Source organism: Micromonospora qiuiae (assembly GCF_016863555.1).
In the GTDB taxonomy this organism is placed as follows: domain Bacteria; phylum Actinomycetota; class Actinomycetes; order Mycobacteriales; family Micromonosporaceae; genus Micromonospora; species Micromonospora qiuiae.
Map to the genome: position 1 here is coordinate 16986 of NZ_BOPC01000026.1, position 19353 is coordinate 36338.

The window sequence follows — 19353 nt, forward strand, 5'->3', positions numbered from 1 at the left end:
CTGTTTGTGTCAGCACGCTATCAGGTCACCGGTACGACAGCCGCAGAGATTTCGGCCAGCATCGAATCCGGCATCCGCCATGCCACCCTCACCCCCGGCGATCCGCTGCCGCCGGTGCGGACGCTCGCCGCGGAACTGGCCGTCAGCCCGGCCACCGTCTGGAGCGCCTACGCCGAACTGCGTCGACGCGGACTCATCGTCACCGCCGGCCGGCACGGCACCCGGGTCCGGCCCCGGCCACCGGTCGCCGCCAGCCGCGCTGCCCTGCTCCCACCACCCGCCGCCGGGCTGCGCGACCTGTCCCAGGGCGAACCCGACGCGCGCCTGCTGCCACCACTCGGCCCGCACCTGGCCACGCTCGCCGACACCGTCGGCCCGGCAATCAGCTACTCCGACGCCGGAACGCTGCCCGAATTCGCCGAGGCGGCCCGCGACCGACTCATCGCCGACGGCGTGCCCGCCGCCGAACTGGCCCTCACCGGCGGCGCGCTGGACGGCATCGAGCGGCTGCTCGGCGCCCACCTGCGCCCCGGGGACGCAGTCGCGGTCGAGGACCCGGGCTGGGCCAACCAACTCGACCTCATCGCCGCGCTCGGGCTGCGACCGATCGGCGTACCGGTCGACGACGACGGCCCACTGGCCGCGGGCGTGGCCGCCGCGCTCGCCGCCGGGGCCCGAGCGCTGATCGTGACCAGCCGCGCCCAGAACCCCACCGGCGCCGCGCTCTCCGCCGACCGGGCCGCCGCGCTACGTACCCTGCTCGCCGGCTACGCCGACCTGCTGCTCATCGAGGACGACCACGCCGCCGAACTGGCCCGCGTACCGCTGCACCCGCTCGCCGGCGCGACCACCCACTGGGCCCTGCTCCGCTCGGTCAGCAAGCCCTACGGGCCCGACCTGCGCCTGGCCGTGCTGGCCGGCGACGAGACCACGGTGGCCCGCGTGGCCGGCCGGTCCCGGGTCGGCGCCGGCTGGGTCTCCACCGTGCTGCAACGACTGGTGCTCTCCCTCTGGCGCGACCCGGCGGTGACCGCCCTGATCGACCGGGCGGCGGACCGCTACGAACAGCGGCGCAGCGCCCTGATCGACGCCCTGGCCGAGCGTGGCCTGGCGGCACACGGTCGCAGCGGGATCAACGTCTGGGTGCCGGTCACCGACGAGACCTTCGCCGCAACCGTGCTACGCGACGCCGGCTGGCTGGTCGCCCCCGGAGCGCTGTACCGCATCGCCGGCGCCCCCGGCCTCCGGATCACCGTCAGCTCACTGGACGAGCCGGACCTGCCCGCCCTGGCCGACGCCCTCGCCCGCGCCGCCCACCCCCGTCCCCACCCCACCTTCACCGCCTGACCCGTTACCCCCCTCGCGATCTTGCACCTTTGGTCGGGATGAAACGGGGCACACATCGCATATCGGCGACCACAAGTGCATGATCGGCGAGGCTCGGGGCGAGGGCAGGGGCGGGACGGGTAGAACAGTGGCATGACCGACACCCCACCCGGCGCCCAGCGATTCATCCCTCCGCAGGCCGACACCCTCGACGACCTGCGCGCCGCCGCCAGCGGATGCCAGGGCTGCGAGCTGTACCAGGACGCCTCGCAAACCGTCTTCGGCCGAGGCGACGCCACCGCCCGGGTGGTCTTCGTCGGCGAACAGCCCGGCGACATGGAGGACCAGAAAGGGCTGCCCTTCGTCGGACCCGCCGGCCGGCTGCTGCGCAAGGCGGTCGACGACGCCGGACTGGACCCGGGACACATCTACCTCACCAACGCCGTGAAGCACTTCCGCTTCCAACTACGCGGCAAGCGGCGCATCCACCAGACGCCGGACCGGGTGCACATCACCGCCTGCCGACCCTGGCTGGTCGCCGAATTCGCCCAACTGAACCCGGAAGTCGTCGTGGTGCTCGGGGCAACCGCCGCGAAAGCACTGCTCGGCCCGGCGTTCCGCGTCACCCGCCAGCGCGGGGAGCTGCTGCCCTGGCCGGCCGCCGCCCAACACCCCGAGGACTTCCAGCAGGTGCCGGTGGACAGCGCCGGACGCACCGCCGACGCACCGCCGGCCCAACTGCTGGCCACCATCCACCCGTCCGCCGTGCTCCGCGCCGACAACCAGGACATCGCGTACGACGGCCTGGTCGCCGACCTCACCGTCGTCGCCCGCGCCCTCGCCCGCTGACAGCCTCCCGGACAGCCGAGGCCGTCGCCCGGCGCAGCGGCCACCAGGAGTTGACCGGGCAGGGCCCGCAACGGGCCACCCGGCCCAGCGGCGACGGACGGACGCCGCTGGGCCGGCCCGGACACCCGATGCCACACTTGCCGCCATGCAGCAGCACCTGTACGAACCCGACCACGACGCGTTCCGCGACCTGTGCCGCCGGTTCCTCGCCCGCGAGGCCGTGCCACACCACGACCGCTGGGAGACCGACGGCATCGTCGACCGCGACGTGTGGCGTGCCGCCGGCGCCGCCGGGCTGCTCGGCCTCGACGTCGACGAGACGTACGGCGGAGGCGGGCAACAGGACTTCCGGTACAACGCCGTCCTGGTCGAGGAGATCGTCACCGCCGGCTGCTCCGGGCTCGGCTTCGGCCTGCACAACGACGTGGTCGCGCCGTACCTCACCGAACTGACCACCGACGAGCAACGCACACGCTGGCTGCCCGGATTCTGCTCCGGCGACCTGGTCACCGCGATCGCGATGAGCGAGCCGGACGCCGGCTCCGACCTGGCCGGCATCCGCACCAACGCCGTCCGCGACGGTGACAGCTACCTGCTCAACGGGCAGAAAACCTTCATCACCAACGGCGAACTCGCCGACCTGGTCATCGTGGTCGCCCGCACCGCCGACCGGGGCGCGCACGGGGTCAGCCTGATCGCGGTGGAAACCGGCACCCCCGGCTTCACCCGAGGCCAACGGCTGGCCAAGGTCGGACTGAAAGCCAACGACACCGCCGAACTCTTCTTCGACGACTGCCGGGTACCGGCCAAGAACCTCATCGGCACCGAGAACCACGGCTTCTACCACCTGATGGCCAACCTGCCCCGGGAACGGCTGAGCATCGCCGTCGGCGCGGTCGCCGCCGCCGAGAAACTGCTCACGCTCACCCTCGAACACGCCCGCACCCGGGAGGCCTTCGGCCAGCCGATCGGCAAGTTCCAGCACAACCGGTTCCTCCTGGCCGAACTGGACACCGAGGTCACCATCGCACGGACCTTCCTCAACCACTGCATCACCGAATTCAACGCCGGCCGGTTGTCCGTGACCGACGCCGCCAAGGTCAAGTGGTGGACCACCGAACTGCAGAACCGGGTCGCCGACCGCTGCGTGCAACTGCACGGCGGCTACGGCTTCATGCTGGAACAGCCGGTGGCCAAAGCCTGGCTCGACAGCCGGGTACAGACCATCTACGGCGGCACCACCGAGATCATGAAGGAGATCATCGGGCGCGGCCTCGGGCTGTGACGAAAAACCGGCCGCCCCCACCGGCCGGAAGCGAGAGGATGATCCCCCGCACCAAGGAGCATGCTGTTGGCGACCGACCTGACGACCCCCACACCGGCGCACCCCGACGCCGCACCGATCCAACGGCGCACCCTGCGCCTGCTCTTCACCACCCAGATCGTCGGCGGCATCGGGGTCACCATCGGCATCTCCGTCGGAGCGCTGCTCGCCGCCGAGATCGCCGGCACCGCAGTGGCCGGCCTGGCACAGAGCGCCGCCGTGGTCGGCGGCGCGCTGCTCGCCGTGCCGGTCACCCGGATCATCACCGGCCACGGCCGCCGACCCGGCCTGACCTTCGCGTACGGCATCGGCGCGCTGGGCGCCGTGCTGATCGTGCTGGCCGCGGTGGCCCGATCGGTTCCGCTGCTCTTCACCGGCATGCTGCTCTTCGGCGGGGGGTCCACCGCCAACCTCCAGGCCCGCTACGCGGCGGTCGACCTCGCCGAACCGGAGCGCCGGGCCCGACAGCTGTCCCTGATCGTCTGGGCCACCACAGTCGGCGCGGTGGCCGCCCCGAACTTCGCCGCGCTCGCCGACCGCACCACCCACGGTTGGGGACTGCCGGCACTCTCCGGCCCGTTCGCGTTCAGCGCCGTCGCCTTCGTGCTCGCCGCCGGCGTACTCCAACTGTTCCTGCGGCCCGACCCGCTGCTCACCGCGCGCCTCCTCGCGCCGGCCCGCGCCACCGAAGCGCCCGAGGGGGGTACGGCGGCCCGTGCCGGCCAGGTGGTGGCCTCCGACGGCAGTCCGGTGGCGGCCGAGCCGGTCGCGGTGCCGGCACCGCCCGCCCGGCGCGGCGCGGGCATGCGCGCCGCCTGGTCGGTGGTACGCGCCCTACCGGCCGCCCGGCTCGGCATCGCCACAGTGGCAGTGGGACACCTGGTGATGGTGGCGGTGATGGCGATGACCCCCGTGCACCTGCGGGAGTTCCACCCCGTCGAGGAAGTGCTGCCGGTCGTCGGGCTGGTGCTGAGCCTGCACATCGCCGGCATGTACGCGCTGGCGCCCGTGATCGGCTGGCTCACCGACCGACTCGGCCGCCGCCCGGTCATCCTCGGCGGCGTCGGCACCCTGCTCGCCGCCTGCGCGGTCGCCGGCACCGCCGGGCACCACACCCCCCGCCTCACCGTCGGGCTGGTGCTGCTCGGGCTCGGCTGGTCGGCCACCATGGTGGCCGGCTCCACCCTGCTGTCAGAGTCGGTACCCGACGCGGTGCGCCCCAGCGCACAGGGCCTCTCCGACCTGGTCATGGGGTGCGCCGGGGCGCTGGCCGGCGCGGTCAGCGGGTTTGTCGTGCAGCTGTCCGGCTATCCGGTGCTGACCCTGCTCGCCGCGATCGCGGTGACGCCCCTGCTGGCGCTAGCGTTGCGGCCGGTGAGCGCGGCGGGCGAGGAGGACTGATCACGTGCGGCTGACCGAATTCTGGACGCGACTGGAGGAGGCGTTCGGGCCGGCGTACGCGGCCAGCATCGCCAGCGACCAAGTGCTGTCGCAGCTCGGCGGGCGGACCATCGAGCAGGCCCTCGCGGCCGGTGAGGAGACGCACGTGGTGTGGCGGGCGGTGGTCTCCGCCTACCCCGACCGGGTCCCCGCCCGGCTACGCTGAGCAGCCGATTCGCTACTTCCGCGTGTCCCTTGCCGACTCGTACACCTGTTCGGCTATTGTCCACAGCGGGGTGCTCGTCCACAGGCCACGGCCGGTCGGCTGGTTTTCTGTCGGACCCAGCGCCTAGCGTGTCTCGCGTGACGCGAAGCTCAGGAAAGACGCCGGCGAAGGCAGGGGTGGCAACGATGGCGGCAGGACCTGACCGGGAGAAGGCGCTCGACCTTGCTCTCGCTCAGATCGACAAACAATTCGGCAAGGGCTCGGTGATGCGCCTGGGGGAGCGGCCGGTCGTGCAGACCGCGGTGATCCCCACCGGCTCCATCGCGCTCGACGTCGCGCTCGGCGTGGGCGGCCTGCCCCGCGGCCGGGTCATCGAGATCTATGGCCCGGAGAGCAGCGGTAAATGCCTGACCGCCGACACGCATCTCTGGACGGACCGGGGCCTTGAGACCGTCGAGGAATTGTTCGCACGCTGTGGTCAACCCGCAAGTTGCACCAGCCGGGTTACCGACATCCGCGATCTCGGCGTGCGGATGGTCAACGAGCGGGGTGAGCTTGAGTCGGTCGCGGCGTTGACCCACAACAACCGCAAGCCGGTGATCAAGCTCAAGCTGCGCTCCGGTCGCACCGTGACCGCGACGAAAAATCATCCGCTGCGGGTGATCACCGAGCGTGGGTTCATTGCCTGGCGGACGGTCGGAAACATCCGATCCGGCGATTTCCTGGTGTCAGCCGCCTTTGGTGCAGCGGAGGCTGCGTACGGCGACGGGCTTTCCGAGGACGAGGCCGTGCTCCTGGGCTACCTCGTCGCCGAGGGCTCACTGAGTTACCAGCACAGCGTCCGGTTCACCAACTGGGATCCCGAGGTGAGCGGCGAGTACCGCCGCCTCATGGAGCAGGTGTTCGGTGTCGAGGTCCGCGACTACAACAACAAGGAGTTCGTCGTATCGGGTGGTGCTTTCCGCAAGCGCCTCGCCGAGGAGTACGGCCTCGACTATGTCACCGCACACGGCAAGAGCGTCCCCTACCGAGTGCGTACCGCCGGTCACAAGATGCAACGTGCCTTCTTGTCGGCGTTGTTCGAGGGCGACGGATGGATCGACGAAAGCTCCACGATCGGGCTCGGCACTGCATCCGAGCAACTGGCCCGTGAGGTTCAGTTGCTGCTCTACGGGCTCAACATCCCGAACACCGTCTCCTCGAAGTGGAATGAGGAGTACCAGCGCGACTACTGGACGGTGACTGTCAATCCCTCGGTGACACACCGGTTCGTCCGCGAGGTCGGGTTCCGTTCGGCTCGGCGTCGAATGCAGGTCGAGCGCTGTTTCCGCCTCAGTAAGCGGGACGCTCAGTTCGAGAACGTCCCTCATCTCGAGGGCCTCATCCGAGACCTTCGCGACGACTGTGGTGGTGACCGGGCATTCGACCGGGCCGCCGGAGACCTTTTCCGCGCGGATTTCAAGTTGGCCTGCTCTCGCAGTCGTTTGGCAAAGATCGTGGAGTGGGGCGAACGGCGCTGGGAACGCCTCTCGATTTCGGGCCAGGCAATTGTCACGCACCTTAAGCACCTGGCTACCTCCTCCTACACCTATGAGGAAGTCGTCGAGGTTGTCGACGCGGGTGCTCAGCCAACCTTCGACGTCATGCTCCCGGGAACGCACAGCTTCATCGCGAACGGGGTGCTCTCCCACAACACCACGGTCGCCCTGCACGCGGTGGCCAACGCCCAGCGCAACGGTGGCATCGCCGCCTTCATCGACGCCGAGCACGCGCTCGACCCCGAGTACGCCCGGGCTCTCGGCGTCGATACCGACGCCCTGCTGGTCTCCCAGCCCGACACCGGCGAGCAGGCGCTGGAGATCGCGGACATGCTGGTCCGCTCCGGCGCGCTGGACATCATCGTGATCGACTCGGTCGCCGCCCTGGTGCCGCGCGCCGAGATCGAGGGTGAGATGGGCGACAGCCACGTGGGTCTTCAGGCCCGACTGATGAGCCAGGCGCTGCGGAAGATCACCGGTGTGCTCAACAACACCGGCACCACCGCGATCTTCATCAACCAATTGCGAGAAAAAATCGGAGTCATGTTTGGAAGTCCCGAGACGACGACGGGTGGGCGGGCGTTGAAGTTCTACGCCTCGGTCCGGCTCGATGTGCGGCGCATCGAAAGCTTGAAGGACGGCACCGATGTGGTCGGTAACCGCACTCGGGTCAAGGTCGTGAAGAACAAGGTAGCTTCTCCATTCAAACAAGCCGAATTCGACATTATGTATGGAAAGGGAATTTCCCGCGAGGGTTCGCTGATCGACGTCGGCGTCGAGCAGTCGATCATCCGCAAGTCCGGTGCCTGGTACACCTACGAGGGTGACCAGCTCGGCCAGGGCAAGGAGAAGGCCCGCGAGTTCCTCCGGGAGAACCCGGACGTGGCCGCCGAGATCGAGAAGAAGATCCTGGAGAAGCTCGGCGTCGGGGTCGGCGCGGGCGACGCCGCCGGTGGGCCCGAGTTGCCGCCGGTCGACTTCTGATCTGACCCGTGGCTGGACGACGTGCCCGCACGGGGCGGGGCTGGGATGCCAGTCCGCCCCGTGCGGGTGACACCACTCCGCGTCCCCGTCGCCGTTCCCCGGCGAACGAGGCCGACCCCGATGCGGCGGAGGGCGCGGGCTCAGCCCCGCGTGACGAGGGCGAGGTGGCTCGGGAGATCTGCCTGCGGCAGCTCTCGGTCCGCCCGCGTACCCGGGCCGAGTTGGCTGCCGCGCTGGCTCGGCAGGGCATCTCCGAGGAGACCGCCAGCGAGGTTCTCGACCGGTACGACGAGGTCGGGATCATCGACGATGCGGCGTTCGCCCGGGCTTGGGTGACCAGCCGGCACGCTGGCCGAGGGCTGGCCCGCCGCGCGCTCGCCAACGAGTTGCGTCAGCGCGGGGTCGACGGCGACACCGCCAGCGAGGCGCTCGGCGAGTTGGACGAGACCACCGAGGCGGAGACCGCGCGGGCCCTGGTCCGGCGGAAGCTGCGTACCGCCCGGGGTGAGCCGGATGCGGTGTTCCGGCGGCTGGTCGGCATGTTGGCCCGCAAGGGCTATTCGCCGGGGGTGGCCATTCGGGCGGTGAAGGAGGCGTTGGCGGAGCAGAGCGCCGAGGCGGCCGCGTTCGCCGAGCAGATCGACGCCGACGCGCTGGCCGACGCCGAGGAGGAAGGTCTGCGCTGAGGCGTACCGCTTCAGGCGGCGACGCTGTCGTCTCGGCCGGCGTGTTTCCGGCACTCCGACGACGGTGATCACAGTGCTGCGATGTGGCGCGTTCCGGACCGCCATGAGGGAGGCGAGATGCTGAAGGGTTGCCTCAACGGTGCCCGTGGCCGTGACTCGCATGCGGCGGTGCCGCTCACTCCGGCCGAACTGGCCGCCGACGCGGCCCGGTGCGCCAGGCTCGGGGTAGGCGCGGTGCACGTCCATCCGCGTACCGACGACGGGACCGAGTCGTTGCGCCCGGAGGTGATCGCCGACGCGGTCGGGGCGATCCGCGTTGCCACACCGGGCCTGCCGGTGGGGGTGAGCACCGGCGCGTGGATCGAGCCGGATCCGCTCGCCCGGGTGGCCGCGGTACGCGCCTGGGCGGTGCTGCCGGACTTCGCGTCGGTCAACGCCCACGAGCCGGGGGCGGAGGTGGTCGCGGCGGCGCTGCATGAGCGAGGCGTCATGGTCGAGGCGGGGCTGTGGACGGTGGCTGGGGTCGAGGCGTTCCGCGAGTGGCGGGTGCCGGTCGGCCGGGTGCTGGTCGAGTGCATGACGGATTCGCCCGAGGCGGCGTTGGCGGAGGCGGCGGCGATGCTGGCCGCGCTCCCGGTGGCCGGGCCGCCGGTGCTGCTGCACGCCGAGGGCGCTGGAGTGTGGGCGGTGCTGGGCGAGGCGGTCCGGCGGGGTCTCGACACCCGGGTCGGGTTGGAGGACACGGTGTGCCTGCCCGACGGCTCGCCGGCGCCCGACAACGCGGCTTTGGTGGCCGCCGCTGTCGCCCTCGGCGCCCGCTGACCTCTCTTGGCCGTCTTGTTTGTCCCCGGCCGTCCGACTCAGGTTGAGCGTTCGGTGACGGTTCAACTTCTCTCCGTCCGGGTGGTTTGATCATGACTTCTTGACCGGAGCCCGTCGGAGACCTAGCCTCGCCATAAAGGCTCACATTGCCCGACCAAGCGCAGGCTAAGCGCACAACATAGAACGCGTAACAGAACTGCATCACTTTGGCCAGCTCCATCGGCCTCACGCCAGCTCCGGACAGGCCGGTCCGGTGCCGGCAGGACACCTTCACCCGGCCCGTCGGCGCTCCGCAGGGAGACCGCCGGCGGAGAAAGCCGTCCCATGGCCAGGCGCTCCGGTCGGGCGTTCAGAGCCGTAGGAGTGTGCCTACCGACAGGCTCCTGCGGCGCGACGTTCAGGGGAGGCGCGCCATGGCGAGGCGACACAGATCCGCGGGGTGGCCGGCATGAGCGGGCGTGGGCGAACGAGTCATTGGTCGCTGCCTCATGGCGGCGCGGAGCGGCGCGCAGCACCGCTAGCCAGCGAGCGAAGCGGAGCGTCGGCATGAGCGGGGAGTCGGCTGCCGGCCTAGCGGAGGCCGGGAACACCGACGACGGCGGGCAGCATCCGGCGGCGGGAGCGGCGGCATGAGCGCCTTCGAGGTCGTCCTGCTGATCGCCGTGCTGGTGCTCACTCTGGTGGTGCTCGGCGCGGTGCTGCTCGGGATGCGGGTGGTGCGCGGGTTGCAGGCGCGTCCGGCGCCGGAGGATCCCGCCTACATCGCCGAGAAGGACCGCCAGGAACAGTCCCTGGCCGCGTTGCGTACCGCCGCCGACGAGGCGAACAGCACGATCGACGTGGCGAAGTCCGCGGCGGCGGCGGCCCGCGCGGAGGCGGCGGCGGCCAGGGCCGAGGCGAAGGCGGCTCGGGCGGAGGCGCGTCGGATGCTCGACGCCGCCCGCGCCGAGGCGGACACGGTGCTGGAGCGCGCGCACAAGCAGGCCGAGGCGGACGCCGAGCAGCTGCGGACCGCGGCCCGACGTAGCGGTGAGCGGGAGGTGGCGGTGCTCGCCGCGACCACCCGCGAGCAGGCCGCGGAGGTGGAGCGGCGGGCGGCCCGGATGGACGAGCGGGAGCGGCTGCACACCGAGGAGGTGGAGCGACTCGCCGAGCGGGAGCGCCAGTTGACCGCGGCGAGCGCTGCCCTTGCTGCCCGCGAGGCCGCGTTGGCGGTACGCGAGGAGGAGCTGACCGAGGCGGAGAACCAGCGACGGCGCGAGTTGGAGCGGGTCGCCGGGCTGACCGCCGACACCGCGCGGCACGAGCTGGTGGAGGCGATCGAGACCCAGGCGAAGCGGGAGGCGGCGCTGCTGGTGCGGGACATCGAGGCGGATGCCCGATCCACCGCCGAGCAGCGGGCCCGGCACATCGTGGTCGACGCGATCCAGCGGGTGGCCAGCGAGCAGACCGCGGAAAGCGTGGTCAGTGTGCTGCACCTGCCGGGCGACGAGATGAAGGGGCGGATCATCGGCCGGGAGGGTCGCAACATCCGGGCCTTCGAGTCGGTCACCGGGGTCAATCTGATCATCGATGACACGCCGGAGGCGGTGTTGCTGTCCTGCTTCGACCCGGTGCGCCGGGAGGTGGGCCGGTTGACGTTGGAGAAGCTGGTGCTCGACGGTCGGATCCACCCGCACCGGATCGAGGAGGTGCACGAGCTGGCCCGGCAGGAGGTGGACCAGCTGTGCCAGCGGGCTGCCGAGGACGCTCTGGTGGAGGTTGGCATCACCGAGATCCACCCGGAGCTGGTCACGTTGCTCGGCCGGCTGCGTTACCGCACGTCGTATGGGCAGAACGTGCTCAAGCATCTGCTGGAGACCGCGCACATCGCCGGCATCATGGCCGCCGAGCTGCGCCTGGACGTGCCGTTGATCAAGCGGTCGGCGTTCCTGCACGACATCGGCAAGGCGCTCACCCACGAGGTGGAGGGCAGCCATGCCATCGTCGGTGCCGACGTGGCTCGCAAGTACGGCGAGAGTGAGGACGTGGTGCATGCCATCGAGGCGCACCACAACGAGGTGCCGCCGCAGACGGTGGAGGCCGTGTTGACTCAGGCGTCCGACGCCTGTTCCGGGGGTCGACCGGGGGCGCGGCGGGAGAGTCTCGAGGCGTACGTCAAGCGGCTGGAGCGGATCGAGGAGATCGCGGCCGGCAAGCTCGGTGTGGAGAAGGTCTTCGCCATGCAGGCGGGCCGGGAGATCCGGGTGATGGTCAAGCCCGACGATGTGGACGACATCGGTGCGGCGGTGCTGGCCCGGGACGTGGCCAAGCAGATCGAGGAGGAGCTGACCTATCCCGGTCAGATCCGGGTGACCGTGGTCCGCGAGTCCCGCGTCACCGAAATCGCCCGCTGAGGTGTAAGGAAGGGCCCCTTTTTAACGCCTCGTGCATAGGAAGGGCCCCTTCTTAACGCCGGATGGCGCGTACTGCCGCAGGGGCAACGCGCGGGCGCGCACCGCGCACGCTGTGTGGGGTTGCCGCGCGCGCCGTGGGGTGCCGCACGCTGTGTCGGGGTGCCGCGCGCGCCCGTGCCGCGCGCCCTGGGGTGCCGCGCGCGCCGTGGGGTGCCGCGTACGCCGTGTCAGGGTGCCGCGCACGCTTGTGCCGTGTGCCGGGGCGATCATGTGGGAGGCGGGGAGAGACGCGAAGCGGCGCCGGCCAACCTGGCCGGCGCCGCTTTCTGTGGGCCAGATCAGCCCTGCGGTTGCGAGACGGTGGCGCCGCCCTCCGGGGTGGAGTCGGGCGCGTTTGCCGGGGCGGTCTGCTTCGGCACCCGGAAGCCCCGGACGCGGCTGCGCCGGTCCAGCCAGCCGGCGAGCCAGGTCAGCAGCGAGTTGATGACGATGTAGAGGACCGCGATCACCATCGCCGCGGCGATGATGTTGCCGTAGTTGGCGGCGAGGTCGTTGACGCCGCGTTGGAGCAGTTCGGGGTAGGCCACGATGTAGCCGAGCGCGGTGTCCTTGAGCAGCACCACCAGTTGGCTGACGATGATCGGCAGCATGGCCCGGGCCGCCTGCGGGATCAGGATCAGCTGCATGACCTGCGTCTTACGCATGCCGATCGCGTACGCCGCCTCGGACTGCCCGGCGGGTAGGGACCGGATGCCGGCCCGGAACGCCTCGGCCAGCACCGACCCGTTGTAGAGGGTCAGGCCGATCACGACGGCCCAGAACGCGTTCACCGGACCCTTGATGAGGAACGGCACGCCGTAGAAGACGAAGAAGATCATCAACAGCAGCGGTACGGCCCGGAAGAACTCCACCACCACCCCGGCCGGCATGCTGATCCACCGGTGGTCGGAGAGGCGGCCGACGGCGAAGATGATGCCGAAGGCGAGCGACAACACCATGCCGACCCCGGCGGCCTTCAGGGTCGCCCACAGGCCCGGCAGGATGAACTGGGTCCAGGTGGTCGACCGGGTGAACGGCTCCCACAGCCGAAGCTCCCATTGGTTGGCCTGGTCGAACTTGGTGTAGATCCAGTAGAGCAGCCCGAGTAGTGCGACGCCGAAGAGGACGCTGAGCACCGCGTTGCGGATCCGGGCGCGCGGCCCCGGGTGGTCGTAGAGGACGCTGCTGGAGCTCATCAGCGCTTCACCGCCAAGCGGTTGGCCAGCCAGCCGAAGAGGTAGCCGGTGGGGATGAGGAACGCGGCGAAGGTGCCGGCGAAGACCAGGAAGATCACGATAACGGCGTTACCGTTGCTGTTGATCAGGTCCTTCATGACGTTGGAGGTCTCCATCAACCCGATGGTGCCGACGATGGTGGCGTTCTTGCAGAGCGCGATCAGGACGCTGCCCAGCGGCGCGATCACCGAGCGCGCGGCCTGCGGCAGCACCACGATGCGCAGGGTCTGCGCGAAGGAGAGCCCGATCGCCCGGGCCGCCTCGGCCTGACCGGTCGGCACCGTGTTGATGCCCGAGCGCACCGCTTCGCAGACGAACGCGGCCGTGTAGACCGACAGGCCGATCACACCGAGCCAGTAACGGTTGATGTCGAGCTTCTGCGACAGGCTCAGCCCGAGGGTGGCGTACAGGCCGAAGTAGCAGAAGAAGATGACCAGAGTGAGCGGGGTGTTACGGAAGATGTTGACCCACGCCGCGCCGAAGCCGCGCAGCACGGGTACGGGGGAGACCCGCATCGCGGCCAGCAGCACGCCGAGGAGCAGCGCGCAGACGGCGGACGCGCCGGTCAACTTGAGGATCCAGAGGAAGCTCGACACGTACGCGTCGAAGTTCTTCGGATCGGAGAATACGTGCATGCTTCGGCTCCCGGGGCACTAATCGCGGCCGGTGACAGGCCGGAGCCGGCACCCACGCGGGATGCCGGCTCCGGCACCGGTCAGGCGGCGCTGCAGTGGGTCAGCTTGGTGGTGTCCAACTCGGGTGCGGGGGTGCCGCTCTTGCCCAGGGTGGCGTCCCAGGCGGCCTTGTAGCTGCCGTCGGAGGCAGCGGCCTTGAGGATCTCGTTGACCTTCTCGCAGCCGGCGGTGTCGTTCTTCTTCAGACCGATGCCGTACGGCTCGTCGGAGAAGCGCTTGCCGACGACCTTGAACTTGCCGGCGTACTGGTCCTGCGCGGCGTAACCGGCGAGGATGATGTCGTCGGTGGTCACCGCGTCGACCTGGCCGTTCTCCAGCAGCGGCAGGCACTTCGAGTACGCGTCGAACTGCTCCAACTGGGCCTTCGGGTACTCCTCAGTGATCCGCTTGGCCGGGGTCGAGCCGGTCGCCGAGCAGACGGTCTTGCCCTCCAGCGACTCCGGCCCGGTGATGTCGGAGTCGGCGCGGACCAGCAGGTCCTGACCGGCCAGGTAGTACGGGCCGGCGAAGCCGACCTTCTGCTTACGCTCGTCGTTGATGGTGTAGGTGGCCACCACGAGGTCGACGGTGCCCTGCTCGATGAAGGGCTCACGGTTGGAGGACACGGTGGTCTTCCACTCGATGTTGCCCTCCTCGACGCCGAGACCCTTCGCGATGATCTTCGCGAGTTCGATTTCGAAGCCCTCGTACTGGCTGCCGGTCTGCAGGCCCAGGCCCGGCTGGTCGGCCTTGACGCCGATGACCAGCTTCTTCTGGCTCTCGGCCTTGCCGACGATGCCGCCGGCGCCCGAGCCGGAACCACCCTCGTCGCTGTCCCCGCCACAGGCGGCCATGGTGACCGCGAGGCCGGCAGCGGCGGCAATCGCCGCCATGCGCTTCATTCGCATACTTGTTCTCCTTCTGAAACTGGAACCGGCCGGGTCGCGGCCTAATCCGCTACGGAACGCCTAGTGCGTGAGAATCTTCGAAAGGAAGTCCCGGGCCCGCTCGCTGCGCGGGTTGGCGAAGAACTCCGTCGGGGAAGCGTCCTCGACGAGTTTGCCGTCGGCCATGAAGATGACCCGGTTGGCGGCGTGCCGGGCGAAGCCCATCTCGTGGGTGACCACGACCATGGTCATGCCGTCACGGGCCAGCGAGGTCATCACGTCCAGCACCTCGCCGACCATCTCCGGGTCCAGCGCGCTGGTCGGCTCGTCGAAGAGCATCGCCTTGGGCTGCATGGCCAGGGCACGGGCGATCGCGACGCGCTGCTGCTGGCCGCCGGAGAGCTGGGCGGGGAACTTGTCGGCCTGGTTGGCGATGCCGACCCGGTCGAGCAGGGCGAGGCCGCGCTCGCGGGCCGCGGCCGGCTTTTCCCGGCGTACCTTGATCGGGCCGAGGGTGACGTTCTCCAGGATCGTCTTGTGCGCGAAGAGGTTGAACGACTGGAAGACCATGCCGACGTCGCTGCGCAGCTTCGCCAGGGCCTTGCCCTCGGCCGGCAGTTCCTGCCCGTCGAAGGTGATGGTGCCGGAGTTGATCGGCTCCAGCCGGTTGATCGTGCGGCACAGGGTCGACTTTCCGGAGCCGGACGGGCCGATCACCACGACCACCTCGCCGCGGCCCACGGAGAGTGAGACGTCGTCCAGCACGTGCAGCGGTCCGTACCACTTGTTGACCGAGTCCAGCACGATGAGCGGTTCGCCCGTCGTCACGTCGTCCCCCTCGTTGCCTGACGGGGGGCCGGTCGGCCCCCGGTGACGGTCACTGTAGGCGGGGTGAAGTGGCGGTACGCAACTCAGATGGTCACGAGGCGGTAACACCGTTTCGGATCGGTCCCCCCGCGCCCGGAATTGCCCACTACGGGTAGCGCCCGCGCCCGGCTACGAAGATCATGTGGGGATGGACGAACTCGTGCGGCTGACCCGGTACGCCCGCGGTGGCGGGTGCGCCTGCAAAATTCCACCGGGCGAGTTGGAGGCGATGGTGGCCGACCTGGAGCCGGCCGCCGACACCGCCGACCTGCTGGTCGGGCTCGATCATGGCGACGACGCCGCGGTGGTCCGGCTCGACGCGCGCACCGGCGTGGTGACCACGGCGGACTTCTTCACCCCCGTGGTCGACGACGCGTACGACTGGGGTCGGATCGCCGCGACCAACGCCCTGTCGGACGTGTACGCGATGGGCGGCAACCCGCTGGTCGCGCTCAACCTGCTCTGCTGGCCTCGCGAGACGCTGCCGCTGGAGTTGGCCCGCGAGGTGTTGCGCGGCGGCCGGGACGTCGCCCGCGCCGCGGGCTGCCACCTGGCCGGCGGGCACAGCGTCGACGACGACGGTCCGAAGTACGGCCTGGCGGTCACCGGGCTGGTCCGGCCGCAGGAGTTGATCACCCTCGACGCCGGGCAGGCCGGGTTGCCGCTGTCGTTGACCAAGCCGCTCGGCATCGGTGTGCTCAACACCCGGCACAAGAACACCGGCGAGAGTTTTCCCGAGGCGGTCGCGGCGATGACCACGCTGAACCGGGAGGCCGCCCGAGCCGCGGTGGCGGCCGGGGTGCGCTGCGGCACCGACGTGACCGGCTTCGGCCTGCTCGGTCACGCCTCGAAGCTGGCCCGAGCCAGTCGGCTCACCGTGGCGATCGACGTCGCTCGGGTGCCGTACCTGGCCGGGGCCCGGGAGGCCGCCCGCGACGGGTACGTCAGCGGCGGGTCCCGGCGCAACCTGGAGTGGGTGCTGCCGTGGACCGACTTCGGCGCGGTCGCAGAGATCGACCGGCTGTTGCTCGCCGACGCGCAGACCTCCGGTGGCCTGCTGGTCGCTGGCGAGGTGCCCGGCGCCCCGGTCATCGGTGAGCTGCTTCCCCGGGGCGAACACCTGGTCGTGCTGCGCTGAGAACCGACCTGGGGTGCGCCGGCGCGGCGAGCCGCGAGCGCAAACCCGCCGGCCTGCCGAGCGGTAGCGCAAACCTGCTGGCCTGCCGAGCCGGTAGCGCGAACACGCCAGCCTGCCGAGCCGGTAGCGCGAACACGCCGGCCTCCGGGCTGCCGCCCGGAAACGGGCACCATACCCGATAAACTGTCACCTTCCTGCTACCTGGAGCAACGGGGCTCATGGAAATTTTGCCCAGAATGGTCACAGACCGGTAACTTGCCCCCGGCTAGGGGCAAATGCCTACCACCATCGTTGGTGAGGCCCGATCCGGAGGCCGGTGGACGAGCACAGCGAGGAGGCGGCATGACCGAGCTGTGGAACTGGAGAATCGACAGGGTACGGCCGGTGGAGGTCTACCCGGCGCTCGCCGACGCGCTCGGTCGGGTGGTGATGCCGCTGGCCGTCGCCGACCCGGCCCGGCTGCCGACGTACGCGGTGGTCTGCGACGTGTGGCAGGCCCCGGGGGAGTTCGCCACGATCGTGGACTGCTACGGCGTGCCCGACACTCTGCCCGAGCTGCCCAGCGTCGCGGCGCTGGCCCGGCTGCTCGGTCGCAACTGCGTGCTGCGCGACGACACCCTCGACGCCACCCGGCACCTGCTGGTCGCTCCCGATGGCAGCATCCGGCCGGTGCACTTCGACGTACGGGAGACCGACGACGGTGAGGTGCTGAGCAACCGACGCCTGTGCACCGAGGCCGACCCGCGCTGCCGCGGCTGGTCGCGTTGCCACCGCTCCCGCTGGACCCCCGACTCGGTGAACCCCGCCCTCGCCGCCGCCTGATGTGTAAGGAAGGGCCCCCTTTTAACGCCTCGTGTATTGAAGGGGGCCCCTTTTAACAAGTAGCGGCGCGTCGCTCGCAGACGGTGTTAAGAAGGGGCCCTTTCTCTACCGCAGGCGTTAATAAGGGGCCCCTCCTTACACCTGGGCGCGGCCGCCGCGGACGACGAGGTCGTCGAGCAGGGTGCGGGTGGCGGCGGCGACCGCGGCCACTGCGGCGTCGAACGCGGCGGCGTTGTGCGCCGCCGGCGCCCGGAACCCGGAGATCTTCCGGACGTACTGCAACGCGGCGGCCTGCACGTCGGCGTCGGTGACCGCAGGGGTGTACGGCTCACGCAGCGTCTTGATGCTCCGGCACATGGCTCCTCCTCGTTCCGTGGGTTCCCGCTGGTGCGGATACGCTGTGCACGTCATGACTACCGCAGCGACGGGCGGCCCGCGCACCTACCAGGTGCGCACCTACGGCTGCCAGATGAATGTGCACGACTCCGAGCGCATCTCCGGCCTGCTGGAGCGGGCCGGCTACGTCCGCGCGGGCGAGGCCGACGACACTCCGGACGTGGTGGTGTTCAACACCTGCGCGGTCCGCGAGAACGCCGACAACCGACTGTACGGCAACCTCGGGCATCTGCGTCCGGTTAAGGACCGGCACCCGGGAATGCAGATCGCGGTCGGTGGCTGCCTGGCCCAGAAGGACCGGGGCGACATCGTCCGTCGGGCGCCCTGGGTCGACGTGGTCTTCGGCACGCACAACATCGGGTCGCTGCCGGTGCTGTTGGAGCGCGCCCGGCACAACGCCGCCGCCGAGGTGGAGATCCTCGAGTCCCTCGACGTGTTCCCCTCCACGCTGCCGACCCGCCGCGAGTCGACGTACGCCGGTTGGGTGTCGATCTCGGTCGGCTGCAACAACACCTGCACCTTCTGCATCGTGCCGGCGCTGCGCGGCAAGGAGAAGGACCGCCGCCCCGGCGACATCCTCAACGAGGTACGCGCGCTGGTCGACGAGGGCGTGCTGGAGGTGACCCTGCTCGGGCAGAACGTCAACTCCTACGGCGTGGAGTTCGGAGACCGGTACGCCTTCGGGAAGCTGCTGCGCGCCTGCGGCGAGATCGACGGGCTGGAGCGGGTGCGGTTCACCAGCCCGCACCCGAAGGACTTCACCGACGACGTGATCGCGGCGATGGCCGAGACGCCGAACGTCTGCCACTCGCTGCACATGCCGTTGCAGTCGGGCTCGGACGAGGTGCTGCGGGCGATGCGCCGGTCGTACCGGTCGGAGCGCTATCTGAGCATCATCGAGAAGGTCCGCGCGGCGATGCCGGACGCGGCGATCACCACCGACATCATCGTCGGTTTCCCCGGCGAGACCGAGGCGGACTTCGAGCGCACCCTGGACGTGGTCCGCGAGGCACGGTTCTCCTCCGCCTTCACCTTCCAGTATTCGAAGCGCCCCGGCACGCCGGCCGCGACCATGGACGGCCAGTTGCCCAAGCAGGTCGTGCAGGAGCGGTACGAGCGGCTGATCGCCTGCGTCGAGGAGATCACCTGGGCGGAGAACAGGAAGCTGGTGGGCGAGACCGTCGAGGTGTTGGTCGCCGTCGGGGAGGGCCGCAAGGACGAGCGCACCGGTCGGATGTCCGGCCGGGCCCGCGACGGGCGCCTGGTGCACTTCGCGACGGGCGCTGACGGCCGGCCCGGCGAGGCCGGGGCGATCCGGCCGGGCGACATCGTGCACACCACGATCACCTACGCCGCCCCGCACCACCTCAACGCCGACGGCGAGCCGCTGTCACACCGGCGTACCCGCGCTGGCGACGCGGCCGAGGCCGGGCGGTCGCCGCGTACCCCCGGGGTGTTGCTCGGGCTGCCCACGGTCGGCGCCCCGGCCGCGACGCCCGCGCCGACGACCGGCTGCACCGTCTCACACTGAGCTGGGTCGGGCCTTTCTTCAGGCTTGAGCGCCCGCAGCCCGGCGGTCGCCTTCGCCCAGATTCGTTGCTAGCTGCTGTAGTCGAACCCGCCAAGGCATTGACCGCACCGTCACCGTCCTAAGTAAGTCCGGCAATAGGGCGGTGGTGGACCTTGGCCCGTGCAGCGATCGGTCGGTCAGCCTGAGGCGCTCTCATCCGGCATCGTCGCGCTGGATGCCGCAACTCATGGTTC

Annotated in this window: 17 protein-coding genes and 1 pseudogene; 13 read left to right on the top strand and 5 right to left on the bottom strand. The window is 70.3% G+C overall.

Annotated features, from left to right (window positions below; translation table 11 throughout):
• Nucleotides 1–6: 6 nt before the first annotated feature.
• The 10 genes and pseudogenes from Vqi01_RS10405 to rny all read left to right on the top strand — a co-directional run bounded on the left by Vqi01_RS10405 (nucleotide 7) and on the right by rny (nucleotide 11531).
• Nucleotides 7–1347: an aminotransferase class I/II-fold pyridoxal phosphate-dependent enzyme gene (locus tag Vqi01_RS10405; protein WP_204034529.1), complete on the top strand. Its 1341-nt coding sequence runs from the start codon at nucleotides 7–9 to the stop codon at nucleotides 1345–1347.
• A gap of 132 nt (nucleotides 1348–1479) precedes the next feature.
• The gene (locus tag Vqi01_RS10410) at nucleotides 1480–2175 is read left to right on the top strand and encodes a UdgX family uracil-DNA binding protein (RefSeq protein ID WP_204034530.1); all 696 of its coding nucleotides are present in this window, start codon (nucleotides 1480–1482) and stop codon (nucleotides 2173–2175) included.
• A 145-nt stretch (nucleotides 2176–2320) separates the two neighbouring features.
• Nucleotides 2321–3460: an acyl-CoA dehydrogenase family protein gene (locus Vqi01_RS10415; protein ID WP_204034531.1), complete on the top strand. Its 1140-nt coding sequence runs from the start codon at nucleotides 2321–2323 to the stop codon at nucleotides 3458–3460.
• Between the two features lie 66 nt (nucleotides 3461–3526).
• Nucleotides 3527–4900 carry an MFS transporter gene (locus tag Vqi01_RS10420; RefSeq protein WP_372444343.1) on the top strand — a complete coding sequence of 458 codons (1374 nt, stop codon included), beginning with the start codon at nucleotides 3527–3529 and terminating at the stop codon, nucleotides 4898–4900.
• Nucleotides 4901–4904: 4 nt separating this feature from the next.
• Nucleotides 4905–5105, top strand: coding sequence for a DUF3046 domain-containing protein (locus tag Vqi01_RS10425; RefSeq protein ID WP_204034533.1), 201 nt, complete (start codon nucleotides 4905–4907; stop codon nucleotides 5103–5105).
• Between the two features lie 185 nt (nucleotides 5106–5290).
• Nucleotides 5291–5503 (top strand): annotated as a pseudogene (locus tag Vqi01_RS31560) (recombinase RecA); the annotation flags it as partial.
• A gap of 9 nt (nucleotides 5504–5512) precedes the next feature.
• The gene (gene recA / locus Vqi01_RS31565; protein ID WP_372444344.1) at nucleotides 5513–7627 is read left to right on the top strand and encodes a recombinase RecA; all 2115 of its coding nucleotides are present in this window, start codon (nucleotides 5513–5515) and stop codon (nucleotides 7625–7627) included.
• Between the two features lie 8 nt (nucleotides 7628–7635).
• Entirely contained in the window at nucleotides 7636–8313 is a 678-nt protein-coding gene (locus Vqi01_RS10435) for a regulatory protein RecX (RefSeq protein WP_204034534.1), read from the top strand.
• 117 nt (nucleotides 8314–8430) lie between these two features.
• Nucleotides 8431–9135, top strand: a complete 705-nt coding sequence (locus Vqi01_RS10440) for a 3-keto-5-aminohexanoate cleavage protein (RefSeq protein ID WP_204034535.1) — start codon at nucleotides 8431–8433, stop codon at nucleotides 9133–9135.
• A 629-nt stretch (nucleotides 9136–9764) separates the two neighbouring features.
• Nucleotides 9765–11531: a ribonuclease Y gene (rny, locus tag Vqi01_RS10445; RefSeq protein WP_204034536.1), complete on the top strand. Its 1767-nt coding sequence runs from the start codon at nucleotides 9765–9767 to the stop codon at nucleotides 11529–11531.
• Between the two features lie 338 nt (nucleotides 11532–11869).
• Here rny and Vqi01_RS10450 read toward each other — a convergent pair whose 3' ends face one another.
• The 4 genes from Vqi01_RS10450 to Vqi01_RS10465 form a co-directional block, all read right to left on the bottom strand.
• Nucleotides 11870–12766 carry an amino acid ABC transporter permease gene (locus Vqi01_RS10450; protein WP_204034537.1) on the bottom strand — a complete coding sequence of 299 codons (897 nt, stop codon included), beginning with the start codon at nucleotides 12764–12766 and terminating at the stop codon, nucleotides 11870–11872.
• Nucleotides 12766–13440: an amino acid ABC transporter permease gene (locus Vqi01_RS10455; RefSeq protein ID WP_204034538.1), complete on the bottom strand. Its 675-nt coding sequence runs from the start codon at nucleotides 13438–13440 to the stop codon at nucleotides 12766–12768. The genes Vqi01_RS10450 and Vqi01_RS10455 overlap by 1 nt, the downstream gene beginning before the upstream one ends.
• A gap of 80 nt (nucleotides 13441–13520) precedes the next feature.
• Nucleotides 13521–14387 carry a glutamate ABC transporter substrate-binding protein gene (locus Vqi01_RS10460; protein ID WP_204034539.1) on the bottom strand — a complete coding sequence of 289 codons (867 nt, stop codon included), beginning with the start codon at nucleotides 14385–14387 and terminating at the stop codon, nucleotides 13521–13523.
• Between the two features lie 60 nt (nucleotides 14388–14447).
• Entirely contained in the window at nucleotides 14448–15194 is a 747-nt protein-coding gene (locus Vqi01_RS10465; RefSeq protein WP_204034540.1) for an amino acid ABC transporter ATP-binding protein, read from the bottom strand.
• 187 nt (nucleotides 15195–15381) lie between these two features.
• Here Vqi01_RS10465 and selD point away from each other — a divergent pair, with 187 nt between their 5' ends.
• Both selD and Vqi01_RS10475 read left to right on the top strand, forming a co-directional pair.
• Nucleotides 15382–16371 carry a selenide, water dikinase SelD gene (gene selD / locus Vqi01_RS10470; RefSeq protein ID WP_204034541.1) on the top strand — a complete coding sequence of 330 codons (990 nt, stop codon included), beginning with the start codon at nucleotides 15382–15384 and terminating at the stop codon, nucleotides 16369–16371.
• 342 nt (nucleotides 16372–16713) lie between these two features.
• A complete protein-coding gene (locus tag Vqi01_RS10475) occupies nucleotides 16714–17193 on the top strand; it encodes a hypothetical protein (RefSeq protein ID WP_204034542.1) in 480 nt (159 codons plus the stop codon).
• Between the two features lie 135 nt (nucleotides 17194–17328).
• On the opposite strand, the gene Vqi01_RS10480 is transcribed toward Vqi01_RS10475, so the two are convergent.
• Nucleotides 17329–17550, bottom strand: a complete 222-nt coding sequence (locus tag Vqi01_RS10480; protein WP_204034543.1) for a DUF2277 family protein — start codon at nucleotides 17548–17550, stop codon at nucleotides 17329–17331.
• Between the two features lie 52 nt (nucleotides 17551–17602).
• Here Vqi01_RS10480 and miaB point away from each other — a divergent pair, with 52 nt between their 5' ends.
• Nucleotides 17603–19120: a tRNA (N6-isopentenyl adenosine(37)-C2)-methylthiotransferase MiaB gene (miaB, locus tag Vqi01_RS10485; RefSeq protein ID WP_204034544.1), complete on the top strand. Its 1518-nt coding sequence runs from the start codon at nucleotides 17603–17605 to the stop codon at nucleotides 19118–19120.
• Nucleotides 19121–19353 lie beyond the last annotated feature (233 nt).